Raw genomic sequence first — 24,544 nt, 5'->3', positions numbered from 1 at the left:
TGCGTGAGGCGCGAGTGCAGTAAGTTTCACGGGTGGCAAAGAGCGGGAACAGTGGGAACGTCTTCGACATCGGCGAGCTGCGCAGGCTTGTGGACGAGCTGGGAGCGGCACCCCGCGAGCTGCGAACAGCCGTTCTGGAGGAGTCGGTCACAGCAGCGGGCCGTGACTGCCCCCCGCGCGGCGACGCGCTGAGCTTCCCGCCGGTCGACCTCGCCCCGGACGCCGAGCTGGCCGCGTCCGTGCCGCTGGTGCCGCTGGTGCTCGACGCCCAGCGGCTGGCCGCCTGGACCGGCACCCGCGCGGTGACCCCCGAGGGACTGCTGCCCGACCCGTTCGGACCGTGCGCGGAACTCGGCCTGCCGGGCCCGGCGCGGCTGCACCTGCTCTGGGTGGTCGCGGTCAACACCGGCATGCTGCGCATCTCCCGCGGGCGGGTGGACCCCGGCCCGCTGGCGCTCTCCGCCGACCTGCCGCACCGGGCCGTGCTGGGGTTCTGGGACGGCGTGGTCATGGACGTCCTCGACCGCGCGGACGACGACCTGACCGGATCCCCCGTGATCGACGATCACCTGGCCGAGATGCTCGCCACGCTGTACGCCGTGCGCGAGGGACTGTCCACCGCGACCCTGGTCAAGGGCATCCTGCAGTCGCACCGGGTGGCCTGCGGGGCCGGTCCCGCCGAGATGAGGACGCTGACCGGCACGCTGCCCGCCCAGCTGGAGTCGGCACTGTCGCTCCTGGGCTACTGCGGGCTGGTCGAGACCTCGCGGGCGGGCAGGCCCCGGCTGACCCCGCTCGGCATGTGGGCCGTCCGCCAGGACCTCATCAGGGAGGGCCACGACGCGCCGACGGGCGCCGAGGTCGCCGTCTTCACCGACCTCGGCGCGCCCGAGCTGGTCGAGGCGATCATGAAGGGTTCCGCCGCGCCCAGCGCCGTCACCGTGTGGCTGGAGTCCCGCCACCCCGAGGCCGCCGCGCGCGAGCTGGTCAAGGTCGCGGCCTCGGGCACGGCGGGCCGGCGCGGGGTCGCGGGCGCGATCCTGGAGGAGCTCGGCCCCGAGGCCGAGGCCCCGCTCAGGGAGGCGCTCTCCGAGCCCGCCATGTGGCGCTACGCCGCCTCCTGGCTGCACATCCGCGACCTGCCCGCGCCCGCGCTCACCCCCGCGGACAACACCTGGCTCGCGGTCGACTCGCTCGCCTCGCTGCTGGAGCGGGGCGAGGCCTCCGAGGCGATCTGCGAGTTCGACGCGCTCGAACCCGGAGAGGACCTTACGCGCGTGGTCGAGGAGATGGCCCTGGTGGAGCACCCCGACACGTTCGCCGTCCTCGACCTGCTCGGCTCCAGGCACGGCACCGCCGCGGTGGCCAAGTCGGCCCGCAAGGCCGCCATGAAGGCCCGCTCCCGCTGAGGCGCGCGGGAAGGCCCGGGGAAGGCGGCCGGCGCCCTTAGACTGGGGCGATCCCCTGAAGCGTGAGGAGACCCCGTTGGCCATTCAGCCGATCCGCCTTTTCGGCGACCCGGTGTTGCGCACTCCGGCCGATCCGGTCAAGGACTTCGACAAGGAGCTGCGCAAGCTCGTCAAGGACCTCACCGACACGATGATGGACGCACCGGGGGCCGGGCTGGCGGCACCCCAGATCGGGGTCGGGCTCCGGGTCTTCACCTACTACGTGGACGACCAGCTCGGGCACCTGATCAACCCCAACCTCGACCTGTCGGACGAGGCGGACGAGGAGGGCGAGGAGGGCTGCCTGTCCTTCCCCGGCCTCTCGTTCCCCACGCCCAGGGCGCTGCGGGCCGTGGCGACCGGTTTCAACATGCACGGCGAGCCTGTGACGCTTGAGGGCACCGACCTGATGGCCCGCTGCTTCCAGCACGAGACCGACCACCTCGACGGCGTGCTGTTCATCGACCGGATGGACGCCAAACAGCGCAAACTCGCCATGAAGGCGATCCGCGAGGCCGACTGGAACGGTCTGTCGGCCCCCGCGTTCAAGTTCTCCCCGCACGCCACCCACGGGAAGGCTCTGTAGGAACCTTGCGCCTGGTCTTCGCCGGAACCCCGGACACAGCCCTGCCCGCGCTGCGGGCTCTGATCGACTCGCCCCGCCACGACGTCGTCGCCGTCGTCACCCGGCCGGACGCCCAGTCGGGCAGGGGCCGCAGGGTCCACCCGAGCCCTGTCGCCGAGCTCGCCGAGGAGGCGGGCATCGAGGTGCTCAGGCCGCAGAAGGCGGGTGACCCGGCCTTCCTCGACCGGCTCACCGAGCTCGCCCCCGACTGCTGCCCGGTGGTCGCCTACGGTGCGCTCCTGCCCCAGGCCGCCCTGGACATCCCCCGGCACGGCTGGGTCAACCTGCACTTCTCGCTGCTGCCGGCCTGGCGCGGCGCGGCGCCGGTGCAGCACGCCGTGCTGCACGGTGACGCGATCACCGGCGCGGCCACCTTCCGGATCGTCAGGGAGCTGGACGCGGGCCCGGTCTACGGCGTGGTCACCGAGGAGATCCGCCCCGCGGACACCAGCGGGGAGCTGCTCGCCCGGCTCGCCGAGTCCGGTGCCGGGCTGCTGACGGCCACCCTCGACGGGATCGAGGACGGCAAGCTGGAGGCCGTGCCGCAGCCCGCGGAGGGGGTCAGCCTCGCCCCGAAGATCAGTGTCGACGACGCCAGGGTCGACTGGTCCGCGCCCGCCATGCGCGTCGACCGGCTGGTCCGCGCCTGCACCCCCGCCCCGGGCGCGTGGACCGAGTTCCGCGGTCAGCGGGTCAAGCTCGGCCCCCTGCGACCGGTTCCCGACGCCTCACCTCTGGCCCCCGGCCGGATCGCGGTGTCCAAGAACACCGTCCTGGTCGGCACCGCCACCTACCCGGTCGAGCTGGGCGAGGTGCAGCCGCAGGGCAAGCGTCTGATGGGGGCGGGGGAGTGGGCCCGCGGCGTGCGGCCCACGGACGAGGATCGGCTGGCCTAGAGATCATGAGCAGTGCTGGTGGTGACGGCCGTAACGCCGCACGGGGCGGGCGCGGTCAGGGGCCTGCTCCGCGCGGCCGCGGAGCAGGCGGGAACCGAGGTGGGGGCAGGGGGCCGGCCGGGGCCGGGCGTCCGCCCAAGCCGGTCCGCGACGAGGCGCGCAACACCGCGTACGACCTGATGCGTGCCGTCGACGAGCGGGACGCCTACGCCAACCTGCTGATGCCCACGCTGCTGCGCGAGCGCCGCCTGTCGGGGCGGGACGCGGGACTGGCCACCGAACTGGCCTACGGCACCCTGCGCGGTCTCGGCACCTACGACGAGATCATCGCGGCCTGCAGCGACCGGGCGCCGGAGGACGTCGACCCGCCGCTGCTCGATGCCATCCGGCTGGGCGTGCACCAGTTGCTCAAGACACGGGTGCCCCCGCACGCCGCCGTGGGCACCACGGTCGACCTGGTGCGGCTGCGGGTGGGCATCGGCGCCTCGAAGTACGCCAACGCCGTGCTGCGCAAGGTCTCCACCCGGTCGCTGGAGCAGTGGGTCCCGATCGTGGCGCCCGACCCCGCCGACGACCCCGTCGGCCATCTGGCGGTGGCCCACAGCCACCCGAGGTGGATCGTCGAGGCACTGCGCGACGCCGTGGGCGGCGACTTCGACGAGACGGCCGCCCTGCTCGCCGCCGACAACGAGCGCCCCCGGGTGACCCTGGTCGCCCGTCCGGGCCGCTCGTCGGTCGCGGAACTCCTCGACGCGGGCGCCGAGCCCGCCGGATACTCCCCGTACGCGGCCTACCTGCCCGAGGGCGACCCCGGGGCGATCCTCGCCGTGGCCGAGTCGCGGGCCGCGGTCCAGGACGAGGCCAGCCAGCTCGTCGCGCTGGCCCTGACCCGGGTCCCGGTGGAGGGCGCCGACTCGCGCTGGCTCGACCTGTGCGCGGGCCCCGGCGGCAAGGCCGGCCTGCTCGACGCCATCGCGACCCACGGTGACGAGGCGGGCCTGGCGGCGGGCGCCGGACCGGCCGCCTTCCCCGGCGGGGCGCGCCTGCTCGCCGCCGAGCTGCAGTACCACCGGGCGCGGCTGGTGTGGCAGACGACCCGGCAGGCCAAGGTGATCACCGCGAACGGCACCGTGCCCGCCTGGCGGCCCGGAGTCTTCGACCGGGTCATGCTGGACGCCCCCTGCACCGGTCTGGGCGCGCTGCGCCGCCGCCCCGAGGCCCGCTGGCGCCGTGATCCCCGGAGCCTTCCCGAGCTGGGCAGGCTCCAGCGCGACCTGCTCACCTCGGCGATCGAGGCGGTCCGTCCCGGTGGCGTCGTCGGGTACGTGACCTGTTCGCCGCACCTGGCCGAGACCGACGTCGTGGTCGGCGACGTGCTGCGCCGCCGCGACGACGTCGAGGTGCTGGACGCCCGCGCCTACCTTCCCGAGGTCGAGGGGCTGGGCGAGGGGCCGTACGCGCGGTTCTGGCCGCACCGGCACGGCACCGACGCCATGTTCCTGGCCCTGCTCCGCCGCCGCTGAGCGGACCTCAGGGTCATCGTCGCAGGTCAGGGCATATATGGATGCCGCACACCGTTCGACTGGGCATAACTGCTTCCAAGGGGACGTGGGGGTGGCGAAATGTGCGGAATCTGCGGATGGGTGGACTTCGAGGGTGATCTCCGGCAGTCACCGGACATCGCGAAGGCCATGACCGACACCATGGCCTGCCGGGGGCCCGACGACGAGGGGATCTGGCTCGCCCCGCACGTCGCGATAGGCCACCGGCGCCTGGCGGTCATCGACATCGAGGGCGGCCGCCAGCCGATGGTCGTCGCGGAGGAGGGGCTGCCGCTCGCCGTCCTCACCTACAGCGGCGAGATCTACAACTTCGTCGAGTTACGCGCCGAACTGGCCGCCCACGGCCACCGCTTCCAGACCCGGAGCGACACCGAGGTCGTGCTGCGGGCCTACCTCGAATGGGGGGAGGACCTCGCCGACCGGCTGAACGGCATGTTCGCCTTCGCGATCTGGGACACCCGCCGCGAGGAGTTGCTGCTCGTCCGCGACCGGATGGGGGTCAAGCCGCTGTACTACCGCCCCACCGCGCACGGCGTGCTGTTCGGCTCCGAGCCCAAGGCGATCCTCGCCAACCCGCTCGCCGGGACGCCCACCGTCGACGCCGACGGGCTGCGCGAGCTGATCGCCTCAGTCAAGACCCCCGAACACGCCGTCTACCAGGGCATGTACGAGGTTCGCCCCGGCCAGGTCATCCGGGTGACCCACGAGTTCCTGTGCCGGCGCCGCTACTGGCGGCTGAACTCCCACGAGCACGTCGACGACCTCGCCGGCACGGTCGCGGGCGTACGCGACCTGCTGGACGACATCGTCGGCCGCCAGCTCGTCGCAGACGTGCCGCTCTGCGCCCTGCTCTCCGGCGGCCTCGACTCCAGTGCCGTCACGGCACTCGCCGCGCTGGGGCTCCGGGAGCGGGGAGAGGGGAGGATCCGGTCGTTCTCCGTCGACTTCGCCGGATACACCGAGAACTTCCAGCCCGACGAGATGCGCGACACCCCCGACACGCCGTACGCGCACGAGGTCGTGCGGCACGTCGACGCCGACCACACCGACATCGTCCTGGACGCAGCCGACCTCATGGACCCGGCGGTGCGCGACGCGGTCCTGCGGGCGCGGGACCTGCCGATCGGCGTCGGCGACATGGACACCTCGCTCTACCTGCTGTTCCGCGCCATTCGGGGGCACTCCACCGTGGCGCTGTCCGGGGAGTCGGCCGACGAGGTCTTCGGCGGCTACCGGTGGTTCCACGACCCGGAGGCGGTCGCCGCCGACACCTTCCCGTGGCTGGTCTCCCCGGGGATGGAACGGTTCGGCGGGCTGGGGGCGCTCCTCGACGAGGACCTGATGCGCAAGCTGGACATCCCCACCTACCGGGCGGACAGCTACCGGCACGCGCTGGACGAGGTGCCCCGGCTGCCGGGTGAGGAGGGGCTGGAACGGCGGATGCGGGAGATCTCCTACCTGAACCTCACCCGGTTCGTACAGATCCTGCTGGACCGCAAGGACCGGATGAGCATGGCCGTCGGGCTGGAGGTCCGGGTGCCGTTCTGCGACCACCGGCTGGTGGAGTACGTCTTCAACGCCCCATGGGCGATGAAGAGCTTCGACGGGCGGGAGAAGAGCCTGCTCCGCGCCGCCACGGCGGACATCCTGCCGCCCTCGGTCGTCCACCGCCGCAAGAGCCCCTACCCCTCGACACAGGACCCCTCCTACGGCGTGGCCGTCCGCGCGGAGGCGGCCCGGCTGCTCGGCCGCGGGGACATCGCGGCCGCGCCGCTGATCGACAGGGAGAAGGTGCGGGCGGTGATCGACCGGCCGGAGACGGACGGCGGCCCGGCGGGAGGCCGGGCGGCGCTGGAGGGGTTGCTGCAGTTCAACGCCTGGCTGGAGAGGTACCAGGTCCGGGTCGACCTCTGAACGCGCCGATGGAGGTTGAAACCCGGTCAAAGTAAAGACTTTCGGGTTTAGCATACCGTTTCATTCGATAATTCGAATGATTCTCAAAGGGAATTACTCGGACGATCTCCCGCTCGCCGGGATGGTTGCGAATTCGCATCCTGTGAAACCTCGGCCGTCCGCGAGTTCGGCGCCGGAGCAGCAATAGTGAGAAAGGATGAAATACGACCATATGTCTGATATGTCATGTGGTGTGCGGCGGGTGTCGAGCCCGGACGGCGCGTGACGCGGGTCACCCGGTGGACGGCGGGTGACGGAGGGCAGGGCGCCGCCTCATAGAATCGGCCAATTATGGCCGTACAGATCTCGCCCAGCATCCTGTCCGCTGACTTCGCCCGCCTCGCCGAGGCGGCCGAGGCGGTCCCCAACGCCGACTGGCTGCACGTGGATGTCATGGACAACCACTTCGTCCCCAACCTGACCCTCGGGCTGCCGGTGGTCGAGTCCCTGCTCAAGGCGACCTCGATGCCGCTCGACTGCCACCTCATGATCGAGGACCCGGACCGCTGGGCCCCGTCCTACGCCGAGGCCGGAGCCCAGAGCGTGACCATCCACGCGGAGGCGGCCAAGGCCCCGGTGCGCACGCTGCGCCAGATCCGCAGCGCCGGTGCCCGCGCCGGCCTGGCGCTGAACCCCGCCACCCCCGTCGAGCCGTACGAGGACCTGCTCGACGAGCTCGACATGCTGCTGCTGATGACCGTCGATCCCGGTTTCGGCGGGCAGAAGTTCCTCGACATGGTGCTGCCCAAGATCCGCCGGGCCCGCGAGCTGATCGACCGCTGCGGCGGGCAGGTCTGGCTCCAGGTGGACGGCGGCGTCTCCGAGACGACGATCGAGCGCTGCGCGGAGGCGGGCGCCGACGTCTTCGTGGCGGGCAACGCCGTCTACGGCGCCGAGGACCCGGCCCGCGCGGTCGACGGTCTGCGCGCCCGGGCCACTCGCGGCTGACCGGTCCCGTCCGGGAAGCACCCTGGAAGCCCGAACGGCGGAGGGCGGACCCGGGATGGGTCCGCCCTCCGCCGTTCTCTCACCGGGGATCACCGGTCGCGAGGACCGGCGACGGCCGGCGTCAGGTCTGCAGCGCCGGGTCCAGCACCACGTCCTGGCCGTGCACGGTCGGCTCCTCGGGGAAGTGGCAGGCGGTCAGGTGACCCTCCCTGTTGCCCTCCAGCCTGAGCAGCGGGGGCTCCTCGGTGGCGCACTTGTCCTGGGCCTTCCAGCAGCGGGTGCGGAAGCGGCAGCCGGACGGCGGGTTGATGGGGGAGGGCACGTCCCCCGCCAGGCGGATGCGCTCGCGCGGCTCGTCGTCCTCCTGCACCTCGGGCACGGCCGACAGCAGCGCGTGGGTGTAGGGGTGGCGGGGGCGCTCGTACAGGGAGGCGCGGTCGGCGACCTCGACGATCTTGCCGAGGTACATGACCGCGACCCGCTGGGAGAAGTGCCTGACGATCGCCAGGTCGTGCGCGATGAACAGGAACGCGATCCCCATGTCCCGCTGGAGCTGCTGGAGCAGGTTGACCACCTGCGCCTGGATGGAGACGTCGAGGGCCGAGACCGGCTCGTCCGCGATGATCAGCTTGGGGTTGAGGGAGAGCGCGCGGGCCACCCCGATCCGCTGCCGCTGGCCGCCGGAGAACTCGTGCGGGAAGCGGTTGTAGTGCTCGGGGTTGAGACCGACGATCTCCAGGAGCTCCTGGACCCGCTTGGTCGTGCCGCCCGGCGGGTTGATCCCGTTGATCTCCATCGGGCCGCCGATGATGGTGCCCACGGTGTGCCGGGGGTTGAGCGACGAGTACGGGTCCTGGAAGATCATCTGGATCTCGGCCCGGATCGGCTTCAGCTCCCTGCGGCTGGCGTGGCCGATCTCGCGTCCGGCGTAGCGGATGTTGCCCGCGGTCGGCTCCAGCAGCCGGGCCGCCAGCCGCCCGGCGGTGGACTTGCCACAGCCGGACTCGCCGACCAGGCCGAGCGTCTCACCGGCGTGCACGGTCAGATCGATGCCGTCCACCGCGTGGACCCGGCCGACCGGCCGTTTGAAGATGAGACCGCCCATCACCGGGAAGTGCTTCTTCAGACCGGACAGCTCCAGCAGCGGCTCGGAGGTCGTCTCGCTCACTTGTGGATCTCCCGCTTCTGGGCCAGGGTCAGATAGCACGCGTCGCCGTGGCCGCGGTGCGGGGACAGCTCGGGCCGCTCGGAGCGGCACAGCTCGGGCCCCGCCACCTCCATGAAGTCGCACCGCGGGTGGAACGGACAGCCGGACGGGACGTTGATCAGGCTCGGCGGGGTGCCGCGTACCGGCCGGAGCGGAATGTCCACCGACGCGCTCAACCGGGGCATGGAGGCCAGCAGGCCCCAGGTGTAGGGGTGGCGGGGCTCGTGGAGGACCTCCTTGACGCTCCCGCGCTCCACCGCACGCCCGGCGTACATCACCAGCACCTCGTGCGCGGTGTTGGCGACCACGCCGAGATCGTGGGTGATCAGGATGATCGAGGTGCCCATCTGGTCCTGGAGGTCCTTGAGCAGGTCCAGGATCTGGGCCTGCACCGTCACGTCCAGCGCGGTGGTGGGCTCGTCGGCGATCAGCAGGTCGGGGTCGCAGACCAGCGCCATCGCGATCATCGCGCGCTGCCGCATGCCGCCGGAGAACTGGTGGGGATAGTCGTCCACCCTGGTCTTCGGCTGCGGGATGCCGACCCTGGTCAGCATCTCGACGGCACGGGCCCTGGCCTCGGCGCGGCTCGCGCCGGTGTGCTTGCGGTAGACCTCGGAGATCTGCTTGCCGATGGTGTGGTACGGGGAGAGCGAGGTCAGCGGGTCCTGGAAGATCATCGCGACCTTGTTGCCGCGCAGCCTCTCCATGGTGGACCTGGAGGCGCCGATCAGCTCCTCGTCGTCCAGCCGGATCTCCCCGCTGATCGTGGTGGTCTCCGGGTTGTGCAGGCCGAGCACGGTCAGGTTGGTCACCGACTTGCCCGACCCGGACTCGCCGACGATGCCCAGCGTGGTGCCCTTCTCCACGTCGAAGGAGAGCCCGTCCACCGCGTGGACGACGCCGTCCTCGGTGTGGAAGTCGACGGTCAGGTCGCGGACCGAGAGGAACGTTGACACTTTCTTCAGGACTCCTAACCCAGCCGCACGCGGGGGTCGATGAAGGCGTACAGGACGTCGACGACGATGTTGAAGAAGACGATCGCCCCGGCCGCCACGAGCACCGTTCCCATCAGCAGGGGCAGGTCGGAGTCCTCGACGGCCTTGATGGAAAGCCGGCCGAGCCCCTGTAGCCCGAAGGTGGTCTCGGTGATGATCGCGCCACCGATCAGCGTGCCGAGGTCCACGCCGAAGATCGTGATGATGGGCGTCAGGGTGCCGCGCAGGGCGAACCTCATCACCACGGTCCGGCCGGACATGCCCTTGGCCCGCGCGGTGCGGACGTAGTCCTCGCTGAGCTGCTCCACCATCGTCGAGCGCGTCATACGGGTGTAGTTGGCGGTGAAGATGATCGCCAGCACCACCCAGGGCAGCGCCAGCCCGCTCGCCCAGGCGATGGGATTCTCGGTGAACGGCAGGTACTGGGGCCGTTCGAGGATCTGGCCCTTGTAGACGAAGACGTAGAGCGCGAGCGTGCCGATGAAGTAGATCTGCACGGAGGCGCCGACCAGGGACGCCACGCTGGCGATCTTGTCCAGTGGTTTGCCCTGGCGCAGGGCCGCGATGATGCCGGTCGCCATGCCGAAGATGAGGAAGACGACCGCCGCGCCGATGGTGAGGGAGACGGTGACCGGCATCCGGTCCAGGATCGTCTCGAACACCGGCTCGCGGTTGACGAACGAGTAGCCGAGGCAGGGGGCCGGGCAGTAGTCCAGGTTCTCGTAGTCGCGGCCGACGAAGATGCCGGCCAGCCAGGCTACGAACTGGGCGAACAGAGGCTGGTCCAGTCCCAGGTTGTGCCGCGCCTGCTCAAGGAGGTCGGGCGGGCACACCTTGCCGCAGGCGAGCCTCGCCGGGTCGGCGGGCACGGCGAAGAAGAGGAAGAAGGTGACCGCGGCGATGATCAGAAGCGTGACCGCGGCGCCGAGCGTGCGGCGAGTGATGAATGGAAGCATTGCCTGTTTCCCGAGGTGGCTGGGACCGCTGCGGGGGCCTGACGGCCCCTTGGCCGCGGCCTCGCGGGGAGTGTCGTCCTACCGCGAGGCCACGGCCGCCGGTGTCTCCTAAGGCTTCGTGGGCGTTACTGCTTCACGAAGATTCTGTTCGGCTGGACGACCCACGACTGCGGGTCGATCTCCGCGCCGCCGATCTTGGAGCCGTGCAGGGTGTTGGCGATCCGGTTCTCGGCGACGACCAGCGGGGTGATCGTCTCCTGGATCTCCTTGTCCAGCGCCATCCACGCGGCGTTCTGCGCGTCGATGTCGGTCATGGCGGTGATCTCTTCCATCTTCTTGGTGATGGCCTCGTCCTTCAGGTGCGAGTAGTTCGGCGCACCGTCGGCGATCGGGCCGAAGATGACCGGCATGACCGTCGAGCCGGACGGCCAGTCGGCGCCCCAGCCACCCCAGTACAGGTCGAACTCGTTCTTCGTCAGGCCGATGGAGTCGTAGTAGGTCTTGCGGTCCAGCGGCTTGGCGACGACCTTGATGCCGGCCTTCTCCAGGGCGCTCTTGATCACGACGGTGACCTGCTCCTGGACCGGCGTCTGGTTGTAGGCGTAGACGATGGTCGGCGTCGGGTTGCTCGACTCGGCCAGCAGCTGCTTGGCCTTCTCGATGTCACCCTCGGGCTTGGTCGTCTTGTTGAACAGGTCGTAGGGCTGGTAGCCGACCGTGGTGTTCTCGTTGAGGATGGTGGTCGGCAGCGCCGCGGCGGCCGGGCCGCCCATGGTCTGCTGGATCTGCTTGGAGGGCCATGCGTAGTTGATGGCCTGGCGGATCTTCTGGTCCTTCATCCGGTCAAGGTTGAAGTAGTAGTAGTTCCCGTACGGCGAGGGGCTCTTCATCAGACGGGGCGCCAGCGCGGGGTCGCCGAGCACCTGCTGCAGCCGCTCCGGGGGAACCGTCGCGTAGAAGGTGAAGGCGGTCTGGTCCGGGCCCGCGTCCGCCATCAGGCGGTCGGTGATCTGCAGGGCCTCCTGGCCGAACTCCAGGCGCCACTTGTCGGGGTAGGCGCCGCGGATCGGGTCGGTGGCCGCGTCCCAGTTCGGGTTGCGCTCAAGGTCGATGGACTTGTCGACCACGTGGTTCTTGATGATGTACGGGCCGCTGGAGACGGGGGCCTTGTCGTACTTCTCCTTGGTGTCCTTGGCCTTGGGCACGATGCCGTAGCCGCCCATGGCGAAGGCGTAGTTGGCGTCGGCGTGCGGCGTCTTGAACTTGTAGACGATCGTCTTGTCGTCCGGCGTCTCGATGCTGTCCAGGCGCTTGCCGTCGTAGGGGCCCTGGTAGGCCTTCTTGTGGTCGACCTCGGTCAGCCACTGCTGGATGTAGGTCGGGCCCTGGGTGATGAAGGAGGCGAACGTCCGCTCCATGCTCCACTTCACGTCCTCGGACGTGATGGGCGTGCCGTCCTCCCACTTCACCCCGTCCTTGAGGGTGAAGGTCCAGGTCTTGCCGCCGTCGGAGGGGGTGCCGGTGTCGGTGGCCAGGTCGCCGACCAGCTTGTACTCGCTCTTGCCCGTGCGCTTGTAGCCGGTCAGGGTACGCGCGATCAGGAGGGAGAAGTTCGTCTCGGTGTTGACGTAGAGCTGGCCCGGGTCCATGTGGGAGAAGTCGTCCCGGTCGATCATCGTGACGGTGCCGCCCTTGACGACGCCCTCCGGCTCGATGGCGGGACCCTTGGAGTCCTCCGCGGTGCCGACCGTGATGGTCGGCGCCTTGTAGGCCTCCACGGCGGGGGCGGACGCGCCGGCCGAGCCGCTGGGAGCGGCGGGGGCGCCCTGGTTGCCCTCGGCGCACGCGCTGGTGAGTGCGAGCGCGCCTATGGCGAGTACGGCCATCGCTGACCGCGTACGGACTTTCATCTCTCTCCTATCGGATCTAACGCTTGAGCTTGGGATCGAAGGCGTCGCGGACCGAGTCACCGAGCAGGTTGAACGCGATGACGAAGATCAGCAGAGCCGCGCCGGGGAAGATCAGGAAGGTGATGTCGTTCTGGTAGACCTGGGTGCCCCGCAGGAACATTCGGCCCCAGTCGGGGATGGGCTCGATCATCCCGACGCCCAGGAAGGACAGGGCCGCCTCGGCGGTCACCATCGCGGGCAGCAGCAGGGTCGACTGGATCAGGATCGGCGTCCACAGGTTGGGCAGCAGTTCCTTGAAGATGATCCGGGCGGGGGAGGCGCCGGTCACCTTGGCGGCCTCGACGAACTCCCGCTCGCGCATGGAGAGCACCTGGCCGCGCAGCAGCCGGGCGATGCCGGCCCAGCCGAAGGCCGTCAGCAGGGTGATGAGCGTCACCGCCCGCAGCCAGACCGGGGTCTCCTCGGAGGGGTCGACGAAGAGGTTCTCCACCACCGGCATGAACGCGATGATGAACAGGGTCGAGGGGAACGACAGGACGAGGTCGATCAGCCGGCCGATGAAGTAGTCGGTCTTACCTCCGGCGTACCCGGCGACGATGCCCATGACGATGCCGATCACCGAGATGAGGACCGTCGCGACCATCGCGATCAACAACGAGGTCCTGATCCCGTAGACGAGCTGCATGAACACGTCCCGGCCCAGGTTCGGCTCGACGCCGAACCAGAAGTCCGAGCTCATGCCGCCGTTGGGCAGCACCGGGTAGCCGAAGTCGTTCAGCAGTCCCGGGGTGTCCTGGCCGTAGAGGGTGTAGGGGTCCTTGCCGTAGAGCCAGGAGATGACCGGCGCGAGGATCGCGACAAGGAAGAAGAAGATCACCACGCCGGCCGAGGCGATGCCGGTGGGGTCGCGGCGGAAGCGCAGCCACATCAACTGGCCGGGGGAACGGCCCACCGTCTCCGGTGTCTTCACCGCGGGGGGTTCCACGGTGGTGGACGCGGCTGGTGCAGGGATGGTCATCGTGCGGGCGCTCCCAACGAGCATGGTTGAGCCTGATCCCTGGAACCATCGCAAAACAGTCAAGGTCAAATCAATGGTCTGGTCCTTGCTCATTTTATTGTTGTGTAATTTCCATCTGTTTGTAGCTTCAATTCCGTTGACGCGGTGGGGGGGTGGAGTGAAAGAATCGAGGCACTTAAAAGCTGCTTTTCACGGATCTGTGACACTTTGATGACCTGGTCGTGACACCCTCGTCTGGATCCCGTTCCGCTTGTGTCACAGGCCCGGGACATGTGTGCCCAGACCCCCTCAGGTAACGTAATTAACCACTTACGAGGGAGGCGGCGTATGGATCACGGGTTGTTCGGGCCGGATTCGGTGACCTGGAAGGTGATGGGCGAGCCGATCCTGCTCGTCGGAGGCTTCAGGGCGCTGCTCATGCAGGGTCTGCACCCCCGGGCGATGCGCGGGGTCGCGCAGAACTCGGCGCTCATGGACCCCGCGGAGGCCTGGTCCCGCTTCGCGCGCACCACCGAGTTCGTCCGGGTGCGCACCTACGGCACGACCGAGGAGGTCGCCCGCGCGGGGGCCAGGGTCAGGAAGATCCACGCGAGCCTCACCGCCCTCGACCCCGACACCGGCGAGCGGTTCCGCCTCGACGACCCCGCCGCGCTGCTCTGGGTCCATGTCGGCGAGGTCGACTCCTACCTGTCGGTCGCCCGGCGGGCCGGAGTGCGCCTGAGCGGTGCGGAGGCCGACAGGTTCGTCGCGGAGTGGCGCCGCGCGGCCGAGGTCGTCGGCCTGCGCCCCGAGGACGTGCCCGGCTCGGTCGGCGAGATGGACGACTACATCCGGGCCTGCCGTCCGGGTCTCTATTTCGCGCCCGAGGTGCCCCACCCGCTCAGACAGTCGCTCAACGCGCCGCTCCCGGCGCGCCTGACCCCGCTGAAGCCGGTGTTTCCCATGGTCACCCTGCTCGCCTTCGCGACCCTGCCGCGCTGGGCCCGCAGGCTCTACGGGCTGCCCGCGACCCCGCTGGGGGACCTGTGGGCGACGGCCTCCCTGCGGGCGCTGCACACCGGCATCGGTCTGGTGCCCGCCCCGGTGCGCTACTCCCCGGACGCGAGGAGGGCTCGGAAGGTGATCGCCGAGCACGCGGCATAACTTGACCAAGCGCTCGCTTGGTTCATATGCTGGAGGGGTGTGCGGTGCGGTTTGCCGGACATGGCACACTGGTGTACGGGAAGCGGGTCGGCTGTGGCGCGCTTCCCGAGGCAAGGCAGAGCAGCGTGCTCCGGGGTCGGTGAAATTCCGAGCCGGCGGTTACAGTCCGCGACCCGGTCGAATCCATCGGCCGGTTGACCTGGTGAAACTCCAGGACCGACGGTTAGAGTCCGGATGGGAGGAAGCGCGCGAGCGGAGAGTGCCCTTTGGCGCCCTCCGCTGATCGGGTGTACGCACCTGTCGAATTCCCCGGGGCCCGCCGTGGCAGACAGCTACTGGCGAGTAGGAGACCTCGGGTGACTGATCGAACGCGGACGCGCCCAGCGGCCGGGTACGCCCCCCACGGGCATGGCGCCGCCGGCCCCCACCATTTCCTGACCGGGCGCACCGGCCTGTCCCGCTCTCCGAGCGCGGGCCCCGACGGCCCCCACGCGGCTTCCCGCCCGTCGGCGACGTTCCGTCTCCGGTCCCGCGACACCTCGGCCGCCCGCCTTCGCGCGGTCCCCCGCAAGGAGCTGTGAATGTTCACCGGAATCGTCGAAGAGCTGGGGGAGATCGCCGGGATCGAGCAGCTGGGCGACGCGGCCCGGCTGTCCATCCGGGGCAGGACGGTCACCTCGGACGCCGGGCACGGCGACTCGATCGCCGTCAACGGCGTCTGCCTGACCGTGGTGGACGTGGCCGGTGAGGTCTTCACCGCCGACGTGATGAAGGAGACCCTCGACCGCAGCTCCCTCGGCGCGCTGAGGCCCGGCTCCCCGGTCAACCTGGAGCGCGCGGTCCGCGCCGACCAGCGCCTGGGCGGCCACATCGTGCAGGGTCACGTGGACGGGACGGGCGTCCTGCTGTCGCGGGAGCCCGGCGAGCACTGGGAGGTCGTCCGCGTCTCCCTCCCGCCCGACCTCGACCGCTACGTGGTCGAGAAGGGGTCGATCACGGTCGACGGCATCAGCCTGACCGTGGTGAGCGTCGGCTCCGGCGGCTTCACCGTCAGCCTCATCCCCACCACCCTGCGCCTGACCACCCTCGGTGCCAAGCAGCCCGGAGACCCGGTGAACCTCGAGGTCGACGTGATCGCCAAGCACGTCGAGAAGCTCGTCGGCGCGTACGCCCCCCCGAGCACGGACGGCCAGGCCGGCCGGGGGGACGAACGGTGAACCGGGCGGAAGCGGGATTCGAGGCACCCGTGCCGGTCCCGGTCGAATTCGTCAACTGGCTCAAGGAGCACAGGTCGCGGACCGTGCTCGTCCCCGAGGAGGCCGTGTGATCAAGCTGGACCCGATCGAACGCGCGATCGCCGACACCCGCGAGGGCAAGGCGGTCGTGGTCGTCGACGACGAGAACCGGGAGAACGAGGGCGACATCATCTTCGCCGCGGCCAAGGCCACGCCGGAACTGCTGGCCTTCACCATCCGGCACAGCAGCGGCGTGGTCTGCGTGCCGATGCGCGGTGAGGACCTCGACCGGCTCGGCCTGCCGCTGATGGTGCACGACAACAGGGAGCGCCTGCGCACCGCCTACACGATCAGCGTGGACGCCAGGGACGGGGTGAGCACCGGGATCTCCGCCGCCGACCGGGCCCGCACGATCCGTCTGCTGGCCGACTCCGCGACCGACCCGTCCGAGCTGGTACGGCCGGGTCACGTCTTCCCGCTCCGCTACCGGGAGGGCGGTGTCCTGGTCAGGCGCGGTCACACCGAGGCGGCCGTGGACCTGGCCAGGCTCGCCGGGCTGAGCGAGTCCGGCGTGCTCGCCGAGGTCGTCAACGACGACGGGACCATGATGCGGCTGCCGGAGCTGCGCCGCTTCTGCGACGAGCACGACCTGGCGCTCGTCTCGATCGAGCAGCTGGTGGAGTTCCGGCGCAGGACCGAGCGGATGGTGACCAGGGTCGCCGAGACCCTGCTGCCGAACAGGTTCGGCGTGTGGCGGGCCTACGGCTTCGCGAGCTCGGTGGACGGCGGCGAGCACCTGGCCCTGGTCTTCGGCGACATCGAGGACGGCGAGAACGTCATGGTCCGGGCGCACTCCGAGTGCCTGACCGGCGACGTGCTCGGGTCGCTGCGGTGCGACTGCGGGGTGCAGTTGGAGCACGCGATGTCCCGGATCGCCGCCGAGGGCCGAGGCGTGATCGTCTACCTGCGCGGGCACGAGGGGCGCGGCATCGGGCTGCTGGCCAAGTTGCGGGCGTACAGTCTCCAGGACGCCGGCAGCGACACGGTCGACGCCAACCTGGAGCTCGGACTGCCGGTGGACGCGCGGGAGTTCTCCAACGCCGGGCAGATCCTCGCGGACCTGGGGGTGAAGTCGATCCGGCTGCTGACCAACAACCCGGCCAAGCTGCGCGGCATGGACGGCTACGGCATCAAGGTGATCGGCCGTGAGCCCATGCCGGTGGCGATGAACCCCTACAACGAGAAGTACCTGTCGGTCAAGCGCGACCGCCTTGGCCACGACATCCCCCAGGAGCGCCAATGAGTGAGCGTGGCGAAGGAGCCGGTATGGACGGGGTGTTCGCGAACGCGAACCGCGAGCGGAGCGGGTTGATCGGATGAGTGGGACAGGACGGCCGGTGGCGTCGGCCGTGGACGCGCGGGGGCTGACCGTCGGCATCGTGGCCGCCCGGTGGCACGGGGAGATCACCGATCAGCTCGTGGCGCGGGCCGTGCGGGCCGGAGAGGACAGCGGCGCGGAGGTGAGCGTGGTCCGGGTGGCCGGATCACTGGAGATCCCGGTCGTGGTGCAGGCCCTGGCCAAGCGCTGCGACGCGGTCGTCGCCCTCGGAGCCGTGATCCGCGGTGAGACCGCCCACTTCGACTACGTCTGCGACTCCGTCACCGCGGGCCTGACCCGGATCTCCCTCGACGAGCAGGTCCCGGTCGGAAACGGAGTGCTGACCTGCGAGTCCCTCGACCAGGCCGTGGACAGGTCGGGGGTGCCGGGCAGCCACGAGGACAAGGGCTACGAGGCCACCGTCGCGGCGCTGGAGACGGCGCTGCTGCTGCGCGAACTCCGCTCCTAGAGCACCCGGACGCACCCCGCCGCGCCGTGTGATCGGTGCGGCGGGGACGTGCGATAGGTTGCCATCGGCACCGTGACCAGCCGTCACAGCCGTTTTGATCGGTGGTTTCCCGAAGGATCGTGATCTGAGAGTGAGCCCGGAGAGCGTCTCCCCGCCCCCGTTGCCCGTCGTCTGGCGGCCCAAGAGCGGGCGGATCGTGGCCTACGGCTTCGCAGGTGTGATCACGCTCGGCGCCATCCTGATGGCGATCTTCCTGCCGGCGCCGTTCACGCCGGCCGACAGGATCGGGATGCTCGTGCTGGGCCTTCTCATCGCCGGGGCCCTCCACCTGCTGGGGCGGTGCCGGGTGGAGGCCGACGAGCGGGGGATCACCGTCGTCAACCCGCTGAGGGTGCGCCGTTACGAGTGGGCCGAGGTGCTCGGGGTCACCCTGACCGACCACGAGCCCTGGGCGAAGATCGACTTTGCCGACGGGATCACGGTCGGCGCCATGGGTCTGCAGGGATCGGAGAAGAAGCGCACGACGCGCCAGGTCGGCGAGCTCGCCGCCCTCATCAGGGAGCGCGGCGAGGCGGACGAGGCCCGCTGAACCGCCGGCGGTCCGGTCACCTCGACGCCGCCGTCACCGCCTGAACGCGCCGGATCCGGGGTTCTCGGCGCTCAGGTCTCCTCGGCGAACCGCTCGGTCTTGTCGGTGTCGCCCGCCACGAGCAGGATGTCGCCGCTCTGCACCACCGTCTCGGAGGTGGCGTAGGTGAACCCGCCGCCGGGCTTCTTGATGCCGACCACGGTGACCCCGTACTCGCTGCGGATGCCCAGCCGGGCCAGGCTCTTGCCGTCCGCCCACCCGGGCGCCATGGTCTTGATCAGGGCGTAGCCCTCGTCGACCTCCAGATAGTCCAGCATCCGCCCCATGACCAGGTGCGCGACCCGCTCGCCCATGTCGTGTTCCGGCTGCACCACGCGGTGCGCGCCGACCCGCTGCAGGATCCGGCTGTGCTGCAGACTGATCGACTTGGCCCAGATGTCCGCCACCCCCAGGTCGGTCAGGATCGAGGTGGTCAGGATGCTCGACTCGATGTCGGTGCCGATGCCGACCACGGCCCGGCCGAACTCCTCGACACCGAGCTGCCGGAGGGCGTCCGGGTCCGTGGAGTCCGCGCACACCACGTGGGTCAGCCTGCCGGAGAAGTACTGGACGTTCTTGGGGTCGTTGTCCACGCCGAGCACCTCGACGTCGCGGCTCACCAGCTCCGCCGCCAGCGCGCCGCCGAACCGCCCGAGACCGATGACCACGACCGCGTCGCTGCGGTTCTTCTTGTCAACCAACGAGGGGACGCTCCTCCGGATAGCGGAACCGACGAGTCTGGACGTGCAGCGCCAGCGCCGCGCCCAGGGTCACCGGGCCGAGCCGCCCGACGAACATCAGGACGGTCAGGATCAGGTGCCCCGCGGTGCCGACGTCGGCGGTGATCCCCGTCGACAGCCCGACCGTGCCGAAGGCGGAGATCACCTCGAACAGTACGCGGTCGAGCTTGAAGGGGGTCGCCATCATCAACGCGAACGTTCCCACCGCGACCGACGCCACACTCAGCAGCGCGATCGTCAGGGCCTGGCGCTGGAGCTGCTCGGGGACGCGGCGGCGGCCCGCCGAGACGTCGGGCTCGCCGCGCAGCTCGGCGAGGATCACGAAGCCCAGAAGTGCGAACGTCGTCACCTTGATGCCGCCCGCGGTGCCCGCGCTGCCCGCGCCGATGAACATCAGCACGTCGCTGACCAGCCAGGAGTTCTCGCTCATCTGGGAGGTGTCGATGGAGTTCAGGCCGCCGCTGCGGGTCATCGTGCTGTGGAAGAACCCGGCCATGATCCGCAGCCCGGGGGAGAGACCGCCCATCGTGCCGGGGTTGCTCCATTCGATGGCGGTGACGGCCAGCGTCCCGCCGAGCAGCAGCACCGCGGTCATCCACAGCGTGATCTTGGCGTGCAGCGTCCAGCGCGACGGACGGCGCCAGTTCTCCCTCAGGACGGCGTAGACCGGGAAGCCGAGACCTCCGGCGATCACCGCCAGTGCGAGCGGGAGGCAGATCCACGGGTCGGTGACGAACCCCATGACACTGTCCGACCAGAGGGCGAACCCGGCATTGGTGAATGCTGAGATCGCGTGAAAAATCCCGTAATAGATGGCGCGTCCGACCGGCTCCCCGTACCCGGTCACGAAGCGGGCGGCGAGCACGGTGGCGGTCAGCACCTCGGCGATCACCGTGACCTTGGCGACCCCCACGATCACCCGTCGCACGTCGCCGGGCCCGAGGGTCTTGGTCTCCGCCTGGGTGTTCAGGCGGGCGCGCAGGCCGAGCTTGCCGGAGACGAGCACGGCCAGGATCGAGGAGAGCGTCATGATCCCGAAGCCGCCGATCTGCATCAGCACCAGGAGCACGATCTCGCCGAAGAACGACCAGTGCGCCGCGGTGTCGTGCATGGCCAGCCCGGTCACGCAGACCGCGGAGGTGGCGGTGAACAGGGCCGACGTCCACGAGACATGCTGACCCTCCTCGACCGCCACCGGCAGCGACAGCAGCCCGGTACCGGTGATGACCACGGCCAGGAACGCCACCACGACGACCCTGGACGGGGTGTTGATCTGGCCGAGGAGGTTCTTCACAGGGGCTGAGGATACTTCTTCGAGGGACGGCGGTACGCCTGTCCGTCCTCGGTACCCGGCGCCGTCCTGTGAAGCGAGGGACTCCCGGTGCCGCGGGTACGGCGCGACCACGCGGGAACCCGGCCTCCGGGCGTAACCTGAGGTGGTGGTGAGGCGGACAATCGAGGCATCTGACGTGGAGTCCCCCGAGCAGCTGGCGGAGCTGCTCGACGAGCGGTCCTACCTGGCCGACAAGGGGCTCGCCACGGCGGCCTTCCTGGCGCTGCGGATGGGCCGCCCGCTACTGCTCGAAGGCGAGGCCGGAGTCGGCAAGACCGAGCTGGCCAGGACCCTGGCCGCGCTGCTCGGGGCGCCGCTGATCCGCCTGCAGTGCTACGAGGGGCTGGACGCCTCCCAGGCGCTCTACGACTGGGACTTCGCCCGCCAGCTCCTGCACCTGAAGGCGGCGGAGGCGGGTGGGATCGCCGACGCCGCCCGGCTGGAGGGGGAGGTCTACGATCGGAGGTTCCTGATCGCCAGGCCGTTGCTGAAGGCGATCGAGACCCAGCCCTCGGTGCTGCTCATCGACGAGGTCGACCGCGCCGACGTGGAGTTCGAGGCGATCCTGCTGGAGGTGCTCTCGGACTTCGCGATCTCCATTCCCGAGATCGGCACGGTCCGTGCCGCGCGGCCGCCGGTGGTCGTGCTGACCTCCAACCGCACCCGTGAGGTACACGACGCCCTGAAACGGCGCTGTCTCTACCACTGGCTGGAACACCCCTCCTTCGAGCGGGAGGTGGCGATCCTGCGCAGGCGGCTCCCCGACTGTTCCGCGATCCTGGCCGAGCAGGTCGCTCACGCGACGGGCCGGCTCCGCGCGGCCGACCTGATCAAGCCGCCGGGGATCGCCGAGACCCTCGACTGGACCGAGGCGCTCCTGGCTCTCGGATCCCGCGAGCTCGACCCCGACGTGGCGGCCGCCACCCTGGGCGCCCTGCTCAAGCACAGGGAGGACCACGAGACCGTGCTCGGGAACGGATTCCTCGGTGCGGCCCGGCGCTGACGGCCGCGGCCTCCCCGCCGGTGCGCCCGGTGCCCCGGCGGATCGGGACATCGGCGGCCCGCCCGCCGCGGATGACGGCGCGGCCCTTGCCGCCGGGAGCGGTGAGGACCTGGTCGCGGTCATGACCGGTTTCGCCAGGACCCTGCGTGCCGCGGGGGTGCCCGCCGATCACGAGCGGACCCAGGGCCTGCTCCGCGCCCTGACCCACCTGGACGCCGCGGAGCCCACCGACGTCTACTGGGCGGGCAGGCTCACGCTGTGCGCCTCGGCCGACGACCTGCCCCGCTACGACCGGGTCTTCGCGGCCTACTTCGAGGGGCGGCGCGCGGGCCGCGCGAGACCGGCGGCGATCACCGTCACCCGGCACACCGCGGTGCTGCCGCAGCGGGGGCCCGACCGGGAGGAGAGCGGTGACTCCCCCGCGCTCGCGGCGACCGCGAGCGCGACGGAGGTGCTGCGCACCCGTGACGTGGCCAGGATGACGGGACCGGAGCTGGCCGAGGTGCACCGGCTGCTCGCCCTGCTGCGGGCGGGCAGGGAACGGCGCCGGTCACGACGTTTCAGGCCTTCGCGCCGGGGGCGGCTGGACGGCAGGGCGACGATCCGCGAGACCCTGCGCAGAGGCGGGGAGATCGCCGGTCTCCGCTACCGCGCGCACCGGACCAGACCCCGCAGGGTCGTGCTGCTGGTCGACGTCAGCGGCTCCATGACCCCGTACGCGGACACGCTGCTCCGCCTGGCCCACGCGCTGGTCAGGTCGGAGCCCGGGGCCACCGAGGTGTTCAGCGCGGGCACCCGGCTGACGCGGCTCACCGCGGAGCTGAGCCACCGCGACCCGGCCGCCGCGATGAACGCCGTCTCCCGCGCCATTCCGGACTGGAGCGGCGGCACCCGGCTGGGAGAGGAGCTCCGGCGGCTGCTGGCCCGGAACGACGCGGCCGGCGCGACGGTGGTGATCGCGTCCGACGGGTGGGAACGCGGCGACGCCTCGCTGCTGGGGGCGGAGATGGCCAGGCTGTCGCGGACGGCCCACCGGGTGATCTGGGTGAACCCGCACAAGGGGCAGGAGGGCTACCAGCCGCTCACCGCCGGCATGCGGGCCGCCCTTCCGCACATCGACGACTTCGTGGCCGGGCACAGCCTGGCCGCCTTCGAAGAGCTGGCAATGCTGCTGGGAGGCACGCGTGCGTGATGTTCTGTCGCAGGTCCTGCGCTGGTGGGAGGCGGGGGAGACGTTCGGCCTGGCCACCGTGGTCGACACCTTCCGCAGCGCCCCCCGGCCGCCGGGGGCGTCCATGGCGGTGCTCGGCGGCGAGGCGGAGGGCAGTGTCTCGGGCGGCTGCGTCGAGGGAGCCGTCTACGAGCTGGCCCAGGAGGTGGTCTCCTCGGGCAGGCCCGTCCTGCAGCGGTACGGCGTGAGCGACGACGACGCCTTCTCCGTCGGCCTGACCTGCGGCGGCATCCTGGACGTGTTCGTCGAGCCGGTCTCCGCGGAGACCTTCCCCGAGCTGGGGTCGGTCGCCGCCTCGGTGCTCGGGCACGAGCCGGTGGCGGTGGCGACGATCCTGTCCGGGCCGGGCACGGTGGGCAGCCGCCGGGTGATCTGGCCGGACCGCTCCTCGGGCTCCCTGGGGGTGGACCGGCTGAACGAGGCGGTGGACGACGACGTACGGGGCATGCTGGCGCAGGGGCTGACGGGCGTTCGCAGGTACGGGGGCCGGGGGGAGCGGCGGCTCGACGAGTTGTCGGTCTTCGTGCAGTCCTTCGCGCCGCCGCCCCGGATGCTGGTCTTCGGCGCGATCGACTTCGCCGCCGCGGTCGCCAGGATCGGCAAGTTCCTCGGTTATCACGTGGTCGTGTGCGACGCCCGGCCGGTCTTCACCACGGCCAAGCGCTTCCCCGAGGCCGACGAGGTGATCGTCAAGTGGCCGCACGACTACCTCACCTCGGTCACCGTGGACGAGCGGACCGCGATCTGCGTGCTCACCCACGATCCCAAGTTCGACGTCCCCCTGCTGGAGGTGGCCCTGCGCACTCCGGCGGGCTACGTCGGCGCCATGGGATCGCGCCGTACGCACGAGGACCGGCTGGCCAGGCTCGCGCAGGCGGGGCTGGGGGAGGCCGAGCTGAAGCGGCTCCGCTCGCCGATCGGCCTGGACCTGGGCGCGCGTACCCCCGAGGAGACCGCGGTCTCCATCGCCGCCGAGCTGATCCAGCTGCGCTGGGGCGGCTCGGGCAGGCCGCTGACCGACGGCTCCGGCCGGATCCACGGCGACGGCCCGGTTCACCGCGACGGGTCCGGCGCGTGAGCGCGGCCGGAGAGGTACCTGGGGAGACCGTCGGGGCGGAACCCGCGGGGACGACGAGCGCGGGACTGCTGCTGGCCGCCGGGTCCGGCTCGCGGCTCGGTACGCCGAAGGCGCTGGTGGAGTTCGACGGGGAACGGCTGGTGGACCGGGGGGTCAGGGTGCTCCAGGACGGTGGCTGCCGGTCCGTGGTCGTGGTGCTCGGGGCGGCCGCCGCCCGGGTGCCGGGGGCGGTGACCGTTCACAACCCGGACTGGGCCCTGGGAATGGGATCCTCGCTCAGGGCCGGTCTGGGCGCGATCCCCGCCACCGCCGAGCACGTGGTGATCAGCCTGGTGGACCAGCCGTTCGTCGGCCCGGCGGCGGTGGAGCGGCTCATCCGGGCCGCGGAGCGTGGTGCCTCGGTCGCCGTCGCCACCTACGGCGGGGCGCGGCGGAACCCGGTGCTGATCGCCAGGGAGCACTTCGCGGAGGTCGCCCGGCTCGCGACCGGCGACGCCGGAGCACGCCCGTTCCTGAAGGCCCATCCCGAACTGGTCGTCGCGGTCCCCTGCGACGACGTGGCGGACCCGGCCGACATCGACACCCCGGCGGATCTGTCGGAGCTGCGGGCCCGTTCCGGCCTGGCCGCCCGAGCCGCCCGGCCCGGCTGAGCCGGGCGGCTGCACCGGCCCGTTCCGGCCTGGCGGCCCGGGGCCGTTGTCCGAATCCCGGGTCCCATCCGGGCGGACGCCGGGACCGAGGGCCCGTGCCGGCCTCGTCGCCCGACCTCTCCGGGCCTTCCGGCCCCG

22 protein-coding genes and 1 riboswitch are annotated in these 24,544 nt (G+C 70.8%); of the genes, 15 read left to right on the top strand and 7 right to left on the bottom strand.

The annotated features are described in order from the left end of the window. The first annotated feature begins 32 nt into the window (after positions 1-32). The 6 genes from ACFQVD_RS17140 to rpe all read left to right on the top strand — a co-directional run bounded on the left by ACFQVD_RS17140 (position 33) and on the right by rpe (position 7,432). Positions 33-1,409, top strand: coding sequence for a hypothetical protein (locus tag ACFQVD_RS17140; RefSeq protein WP_343979555.1), 1,377 nt, complete (start codon positions 33-35; stop codon positions 1,407-1,409). Between the two features lie 76 nt (positions 1,410-1,485). Continuing rightward, positions 1,486-2,034 (top strand): peptide deformylase, encoded by a 549-nt coding sequence (gene def / locus ACFQVD_RS17135; RefSeq protein ID WP_343979553.1) that lies wholly within the window; start codon positions 1,486-1,488, stop codon positions 2,032-2,034. A 5-nt stretch (positions 2,035-2,039) separates the two neighbouring features. Continuing rightward, positions 2,040-2,969, top strand: coding sequence for a methionyl-tRNA formyltransferase (gene fmt / locus ACFQVD_RS17130; protein ID WP_343979550.1), 930 nt, complete (start codon positions 2,040-2,042; stop codon positions 2,967-2,969). A gap of 5 nt (positions 2,970-2,974) precedes the next feature. Next, entirely contained in the window at positions 2,975-4,492 is a 1,518-nt protein-coding gene (locus tag ACFQVD_RS17125; RefSeq protein WP_343979547.1) for an RsmB/NOP family class I SAM-dependent RNA methyltransferase, read from the top strand. Positions 4,493-4,591: 99 nt separating this feature from the next. Further along, positions 4,592-6,445 carry an asparagine synthase (glutamine-hydrolyzing) gene (gene asnB, locus ACFQVD_RS17120; RefSeq protein ID WP_343979544.1) on the top strand — a complete coding sequence of 618 codons (1,854 nt, stop codon included), beginning with the start codon at positions 4,592-4,594 and terminating at the stop codon, positions 6,443-6,445. A 330-nt stretch (positions 6,446-6,775) separates the two neighbouring features. Next, the gene (gene rpe / locus ACFQVD_RS17115; protein WP_343979541.1) at positions 6,776-7,432 is read left to right on the top strand and encodes a ribulose-phosphate 3-epimerase; all 657 of its coding nucleotides are present in this window, start codon (positions 6,776-6,778) and stop codon (positions 7,430-7,432) included. Positions 7,433-7,553: 121 nt separating this feature from the next. Here rpe and ACFQVD_RS17110 read toward each other — a convergent pair whose 3' ends face one another. From ACFQVD_RS17110 to ACFQVD_RS17090, 5 genes are all read right to left on the bottom strand, one after another. Beyond that, positions 7,554-8,600, bottom strand: coding sequence for an ABC transporter ATP-binding protein (locus tag ACFQVD_RS17110; protein WP_386271507.1), 1,047 nt, complete (start codon positions 8,598-8,600; stop codon positions 7,554-7,556). After that, entirely contained in the window at positions 8,597-9,595 is a 999-nt protein-coding gene (locus tag ACFQVD_RS17105; protein WP_343979538.1) for an ABC transporter ATP-binding protein, read from the bottom strand. The genes ACFQVD_RS17110 and ACFQVD_RS17105 overlap by 4 nt, the downstream gene beginning before the upstream one ends. Before the next feature lie 14 nt (positions 9,596-9,609). After that, positions 9,610-10,590, bottom strand: a complete 981-nt coding sequence (locus ACFQVD_RS17100; RefSeq protein ID WP_343979535.1) for an ABC transporter permease — start codon at positions 10,588-10,590, stop codon at positions 9,610-9,612. Between the two features lie 125 nt (positions 10,591-10,715). Beyond that, entirely contained in the window at positions 10,716-12,500 is a 1,785-nt protein-coding gene (locus ACFQVD_RS17095; protein ID WP_343979532.1) for an ABC transporter substrate-binding protein, read from the bottom strand. Between the two features lie 16 nt (positions 12,501-12,516). After that, entirely contained in the window at positions 12,517-13,518 is a 1,002-nt protein-coding gene (locus tag ACFQVD_RS17090; protein ID WP_343979529.1) for an ABC transporter permease, read from the bottom strand. 327 nt (positions 13,519-13,845) lie between these two features. Here ACFQVD_RS17090 and ACFQVD_RS17085 point away from each other — a divergent pair, with 327 nt between their 5' ends. The 5 genes from ACFQVD_RS17085 (at position 13,846) to ACFQVD_RS17065 (ending at position 18,332) form a co-directional block, all read left to right on the top strand. Then, positions 13,846-14,661 (top strand): oxygenase MpaB family protein, encoded by an 816-nt coding sequence (locus ACFQVD_RS17085; protein ID WP_343979525.1) that lies wholly within the window; start codon positions 13,846-13,848, stop codon positions 14,659-14,661. A 121-nt stretch (positions 14,662-14,782) separates the two neighbouring features. Further along, positions 14,783-14,913, top strand: a riboswitch (FMN riboswitch). A gap of 329 nt (positions 14,914-15,242) precedes the next feature. Then, positions 15,243-15,878 carry a riboflavin synthase gene (locus ACFQVD_RS17080; RefSeq protein ID WP_343979522.1) on the top strand — a complete coding sequence of 212 codons (636 nt, stop codon included), beginning with the start codon at positions 15,243-15,245 and terminating at the stop codon, positions 15,876-15,878. Between the two features lie 106 nt (positions 15,879-15,984). Continuing rightward, positions 15,985-17,199 carry a bifunctional 3,4-dihydroxy-2-butanone-4-phosphate synthase/GTP cyclohydrolase II gene (locus tag ACFQVD_RS17075; protein WP_343979519.1) on the top strand — a complete coding sequence of 405 codons (1,215 nt, stop codon included), beginning with the start codon at positions 15,985-15,987 and terminating at the stop codon, positions 17,197-17,199. A 73-nt stretch (positions 17,200-17,272) separates the two neighbouring features. Continuing rightward, a complete protein-coding gene (ribH, locus tag ACFQVD_RS17070; protein ID WP_343979516.1) occupies positions 17,273-17,743 on the top strand; it encodes a 6,7-dimethyl-8-ribityllumazine synthase in 471 nt (156 codons plus the stop codon). 130 nt (positions 17,744-17,873) lie between these two features. After that, complete coding sequence (locus ACFQVD_RS17065; RefSeq protein WP_343979514.1) at positions 17,874-18,332, top strand: PH domain-containing protein; 459 nt, start codon at positions 17,874-17,876, stop codon at positions 18,330-18,332. A gap of 71 nt (positions 18,333-18,403) precedes the next feature. On the opposite strand, the gene ACFQVD_RS17060 is transcribed toward ACFQVD_RS17065, so the two are convergent. Further along, positions 18,404-19,072, bottom strand: coding sequence for a potassium channel family protein (locus tag ACFQVD_RS17060; protein WP_343979511.1), 669 nt, complete (start codon positions 19,070-19,072; stop codon positions 18,404-18,406). After that, positions 19,065-20,405 carry a TrkH family potassium uptake protein gene (locus ACFQVD_RS17055; RefSeq protein ID WP_343979509.1) on the bottom strand — a complete coding sequence of 447 codons (1,341 nt, stop codon included), beginning with the start codon at positions 20,403-20,405 and terminating at the stop codon, positions 19,065-19,067. The genes ACFQVD_RS17060 and ACFQVD_RS17055 overlap by 8 nt, the downstream gene beginning before the upstream one ends. A 145-nt stretch (positions 20,406-20,550) precedes the next feature. Here ACFQVD_RS17055 and ACFQVD_RS17050 point away from each other — a divergent pair, with 145 nt between their 5' ends. From ACFQVD_RS17050 to ACFQVD_RS17035, 4 genes are all read left to right on the top strand, one after another. Further along, the gene (locus ACFQVD_RS17050; protein WP_343979507.1) at positions 20,551-21,447 is read left to right on the top strand and encodes an AAA family ATPase; all 897 of its coding nucleotides are present in this window, start codon (positions 20,551-20,553) and stop codon (positions 21,445-21,447) included. Beyond that, on the top strand, positions 21,431-22,639 hold the full coding sequence (locus ACFQVD_RS17045) for a vWA domain-containing protein (protein ID WP_343979505.1): 1,209 nt from the start codon (positions 21,431-21,433) through the stop codon (positions 22,637-22,639). Before ACFQVD_RS17050 ends, ACFQVD_RS17045 begins: the two co-directional genes overlap by 17 nt. Further along, the gene (locus ACFQVD_RS17040; RefSeq protein ID WP_343979502.1) at positions 22,632-23,756 is read left to right on the top strand and encodes an XdhC family protein; all 1,125 of its coding nucleotides are present in this window, start codon (positions 22,632-22,634) and stop codon (positions 23,754-23,756) included. The genes ACFQVD_RS17045 and ACFQVD_RS17040 overlap by 8 nt, the downstream gene beginning before the upstream one ends. A gap of 65 nt (positions 23,757-23,821) precedes the next feature. Then, positions 23,822-24,406: a nucleotidyltransferase family protein gene (locus ACFQVD_RS17035; protein ID WP_343979784.1), complete on the top strand. Its 585-nt coding sequence runs from the start codon at positions 23,822-23,824 to the stop codon at positions 24,404-24,406. Positions 24,407-24,544: the final 138 nt, after the last annotated feature.

Source organism: Streptosporangium amethystogenes subsp. fukuiense (genome assembly GCF_042665875.1).
Classification (GTDB): Bacteria; Actinomycetota; Actinomycetes; order Streptosporangiales; family Streptosporangiaceae; genus Streptosporangium; species Streptosporangium fukuiense.
Note: the sequence above shows the minus strand (reverse complement) of the source record. Positions and strands in the feature narration are given on the sequence as shown.

Bases quoted from the DNA above. Each gene is read 5' to 3' on its own strand.
- ACFQVD_RS17090 (WP_343979529.1), bottom strand. From the start codon at position 13,518: ATGACCATCCCTGCACCAGCCGCGTCCACCACCGTGGAACCCCCCGCG.
- ACFQVD_RS17100 (WP_343979535.1), bottom strand. From the start codon at position 10,590: ATGCTTCCATTCATCACTCGCCGCACGCTCGGCGCCGCGGTCACGCTT.
- ACFQVD_RS17085 (WP_343979525.1), top strand. From the start codon at position 13,846: ATGGATCACGGGTTGTTCGGGCCGGATTCGGTGACCTGGAAGGTGATG.
- ACFQVD_RS17125 (WP_343979547.1), top strand. From the start codon at position 2,975: ATGAGCAGTGCTGGTGGTGACGGCCGTAACGCCGCACGGGGCGGGCGC.
- rpe (WP_343979541.1), top strand. From the start codon at position 6,776: ATGGCCGTACAGATCTCGCCCAGCATCCTGTCCGCTGACTTCGCCCGC.
- ACFQVD_RS17095 (WP_343979532.1), bottom strand. From the start codon at position 12,500: ATGAAAGTCCGTACGCGGTCAGCGATGGCCGTACTCGCCATAGGCGCG.
- ribH (WP_343979516.1), top strand. From the start codon at position 17,273: ATGAGTGGGACAGGACGGCCGGTGGCGTCGGCCGTGGACGCGCGGGGG.
- asnB (WP_343979544.1), top strand. From the start codon at position 4,592: ATGTGCGGAATCTGCGGATGGGTGGACTTCGAGGGTGATCTCCGGCAG.
- ACFQVD_RS17080 (WP_343979522.1), top strand. From the start codon at position 15,243: ATGTTCACCGGAATCGTCGAAGAGCTGGGGGAGATCGCCGGGATCGAG.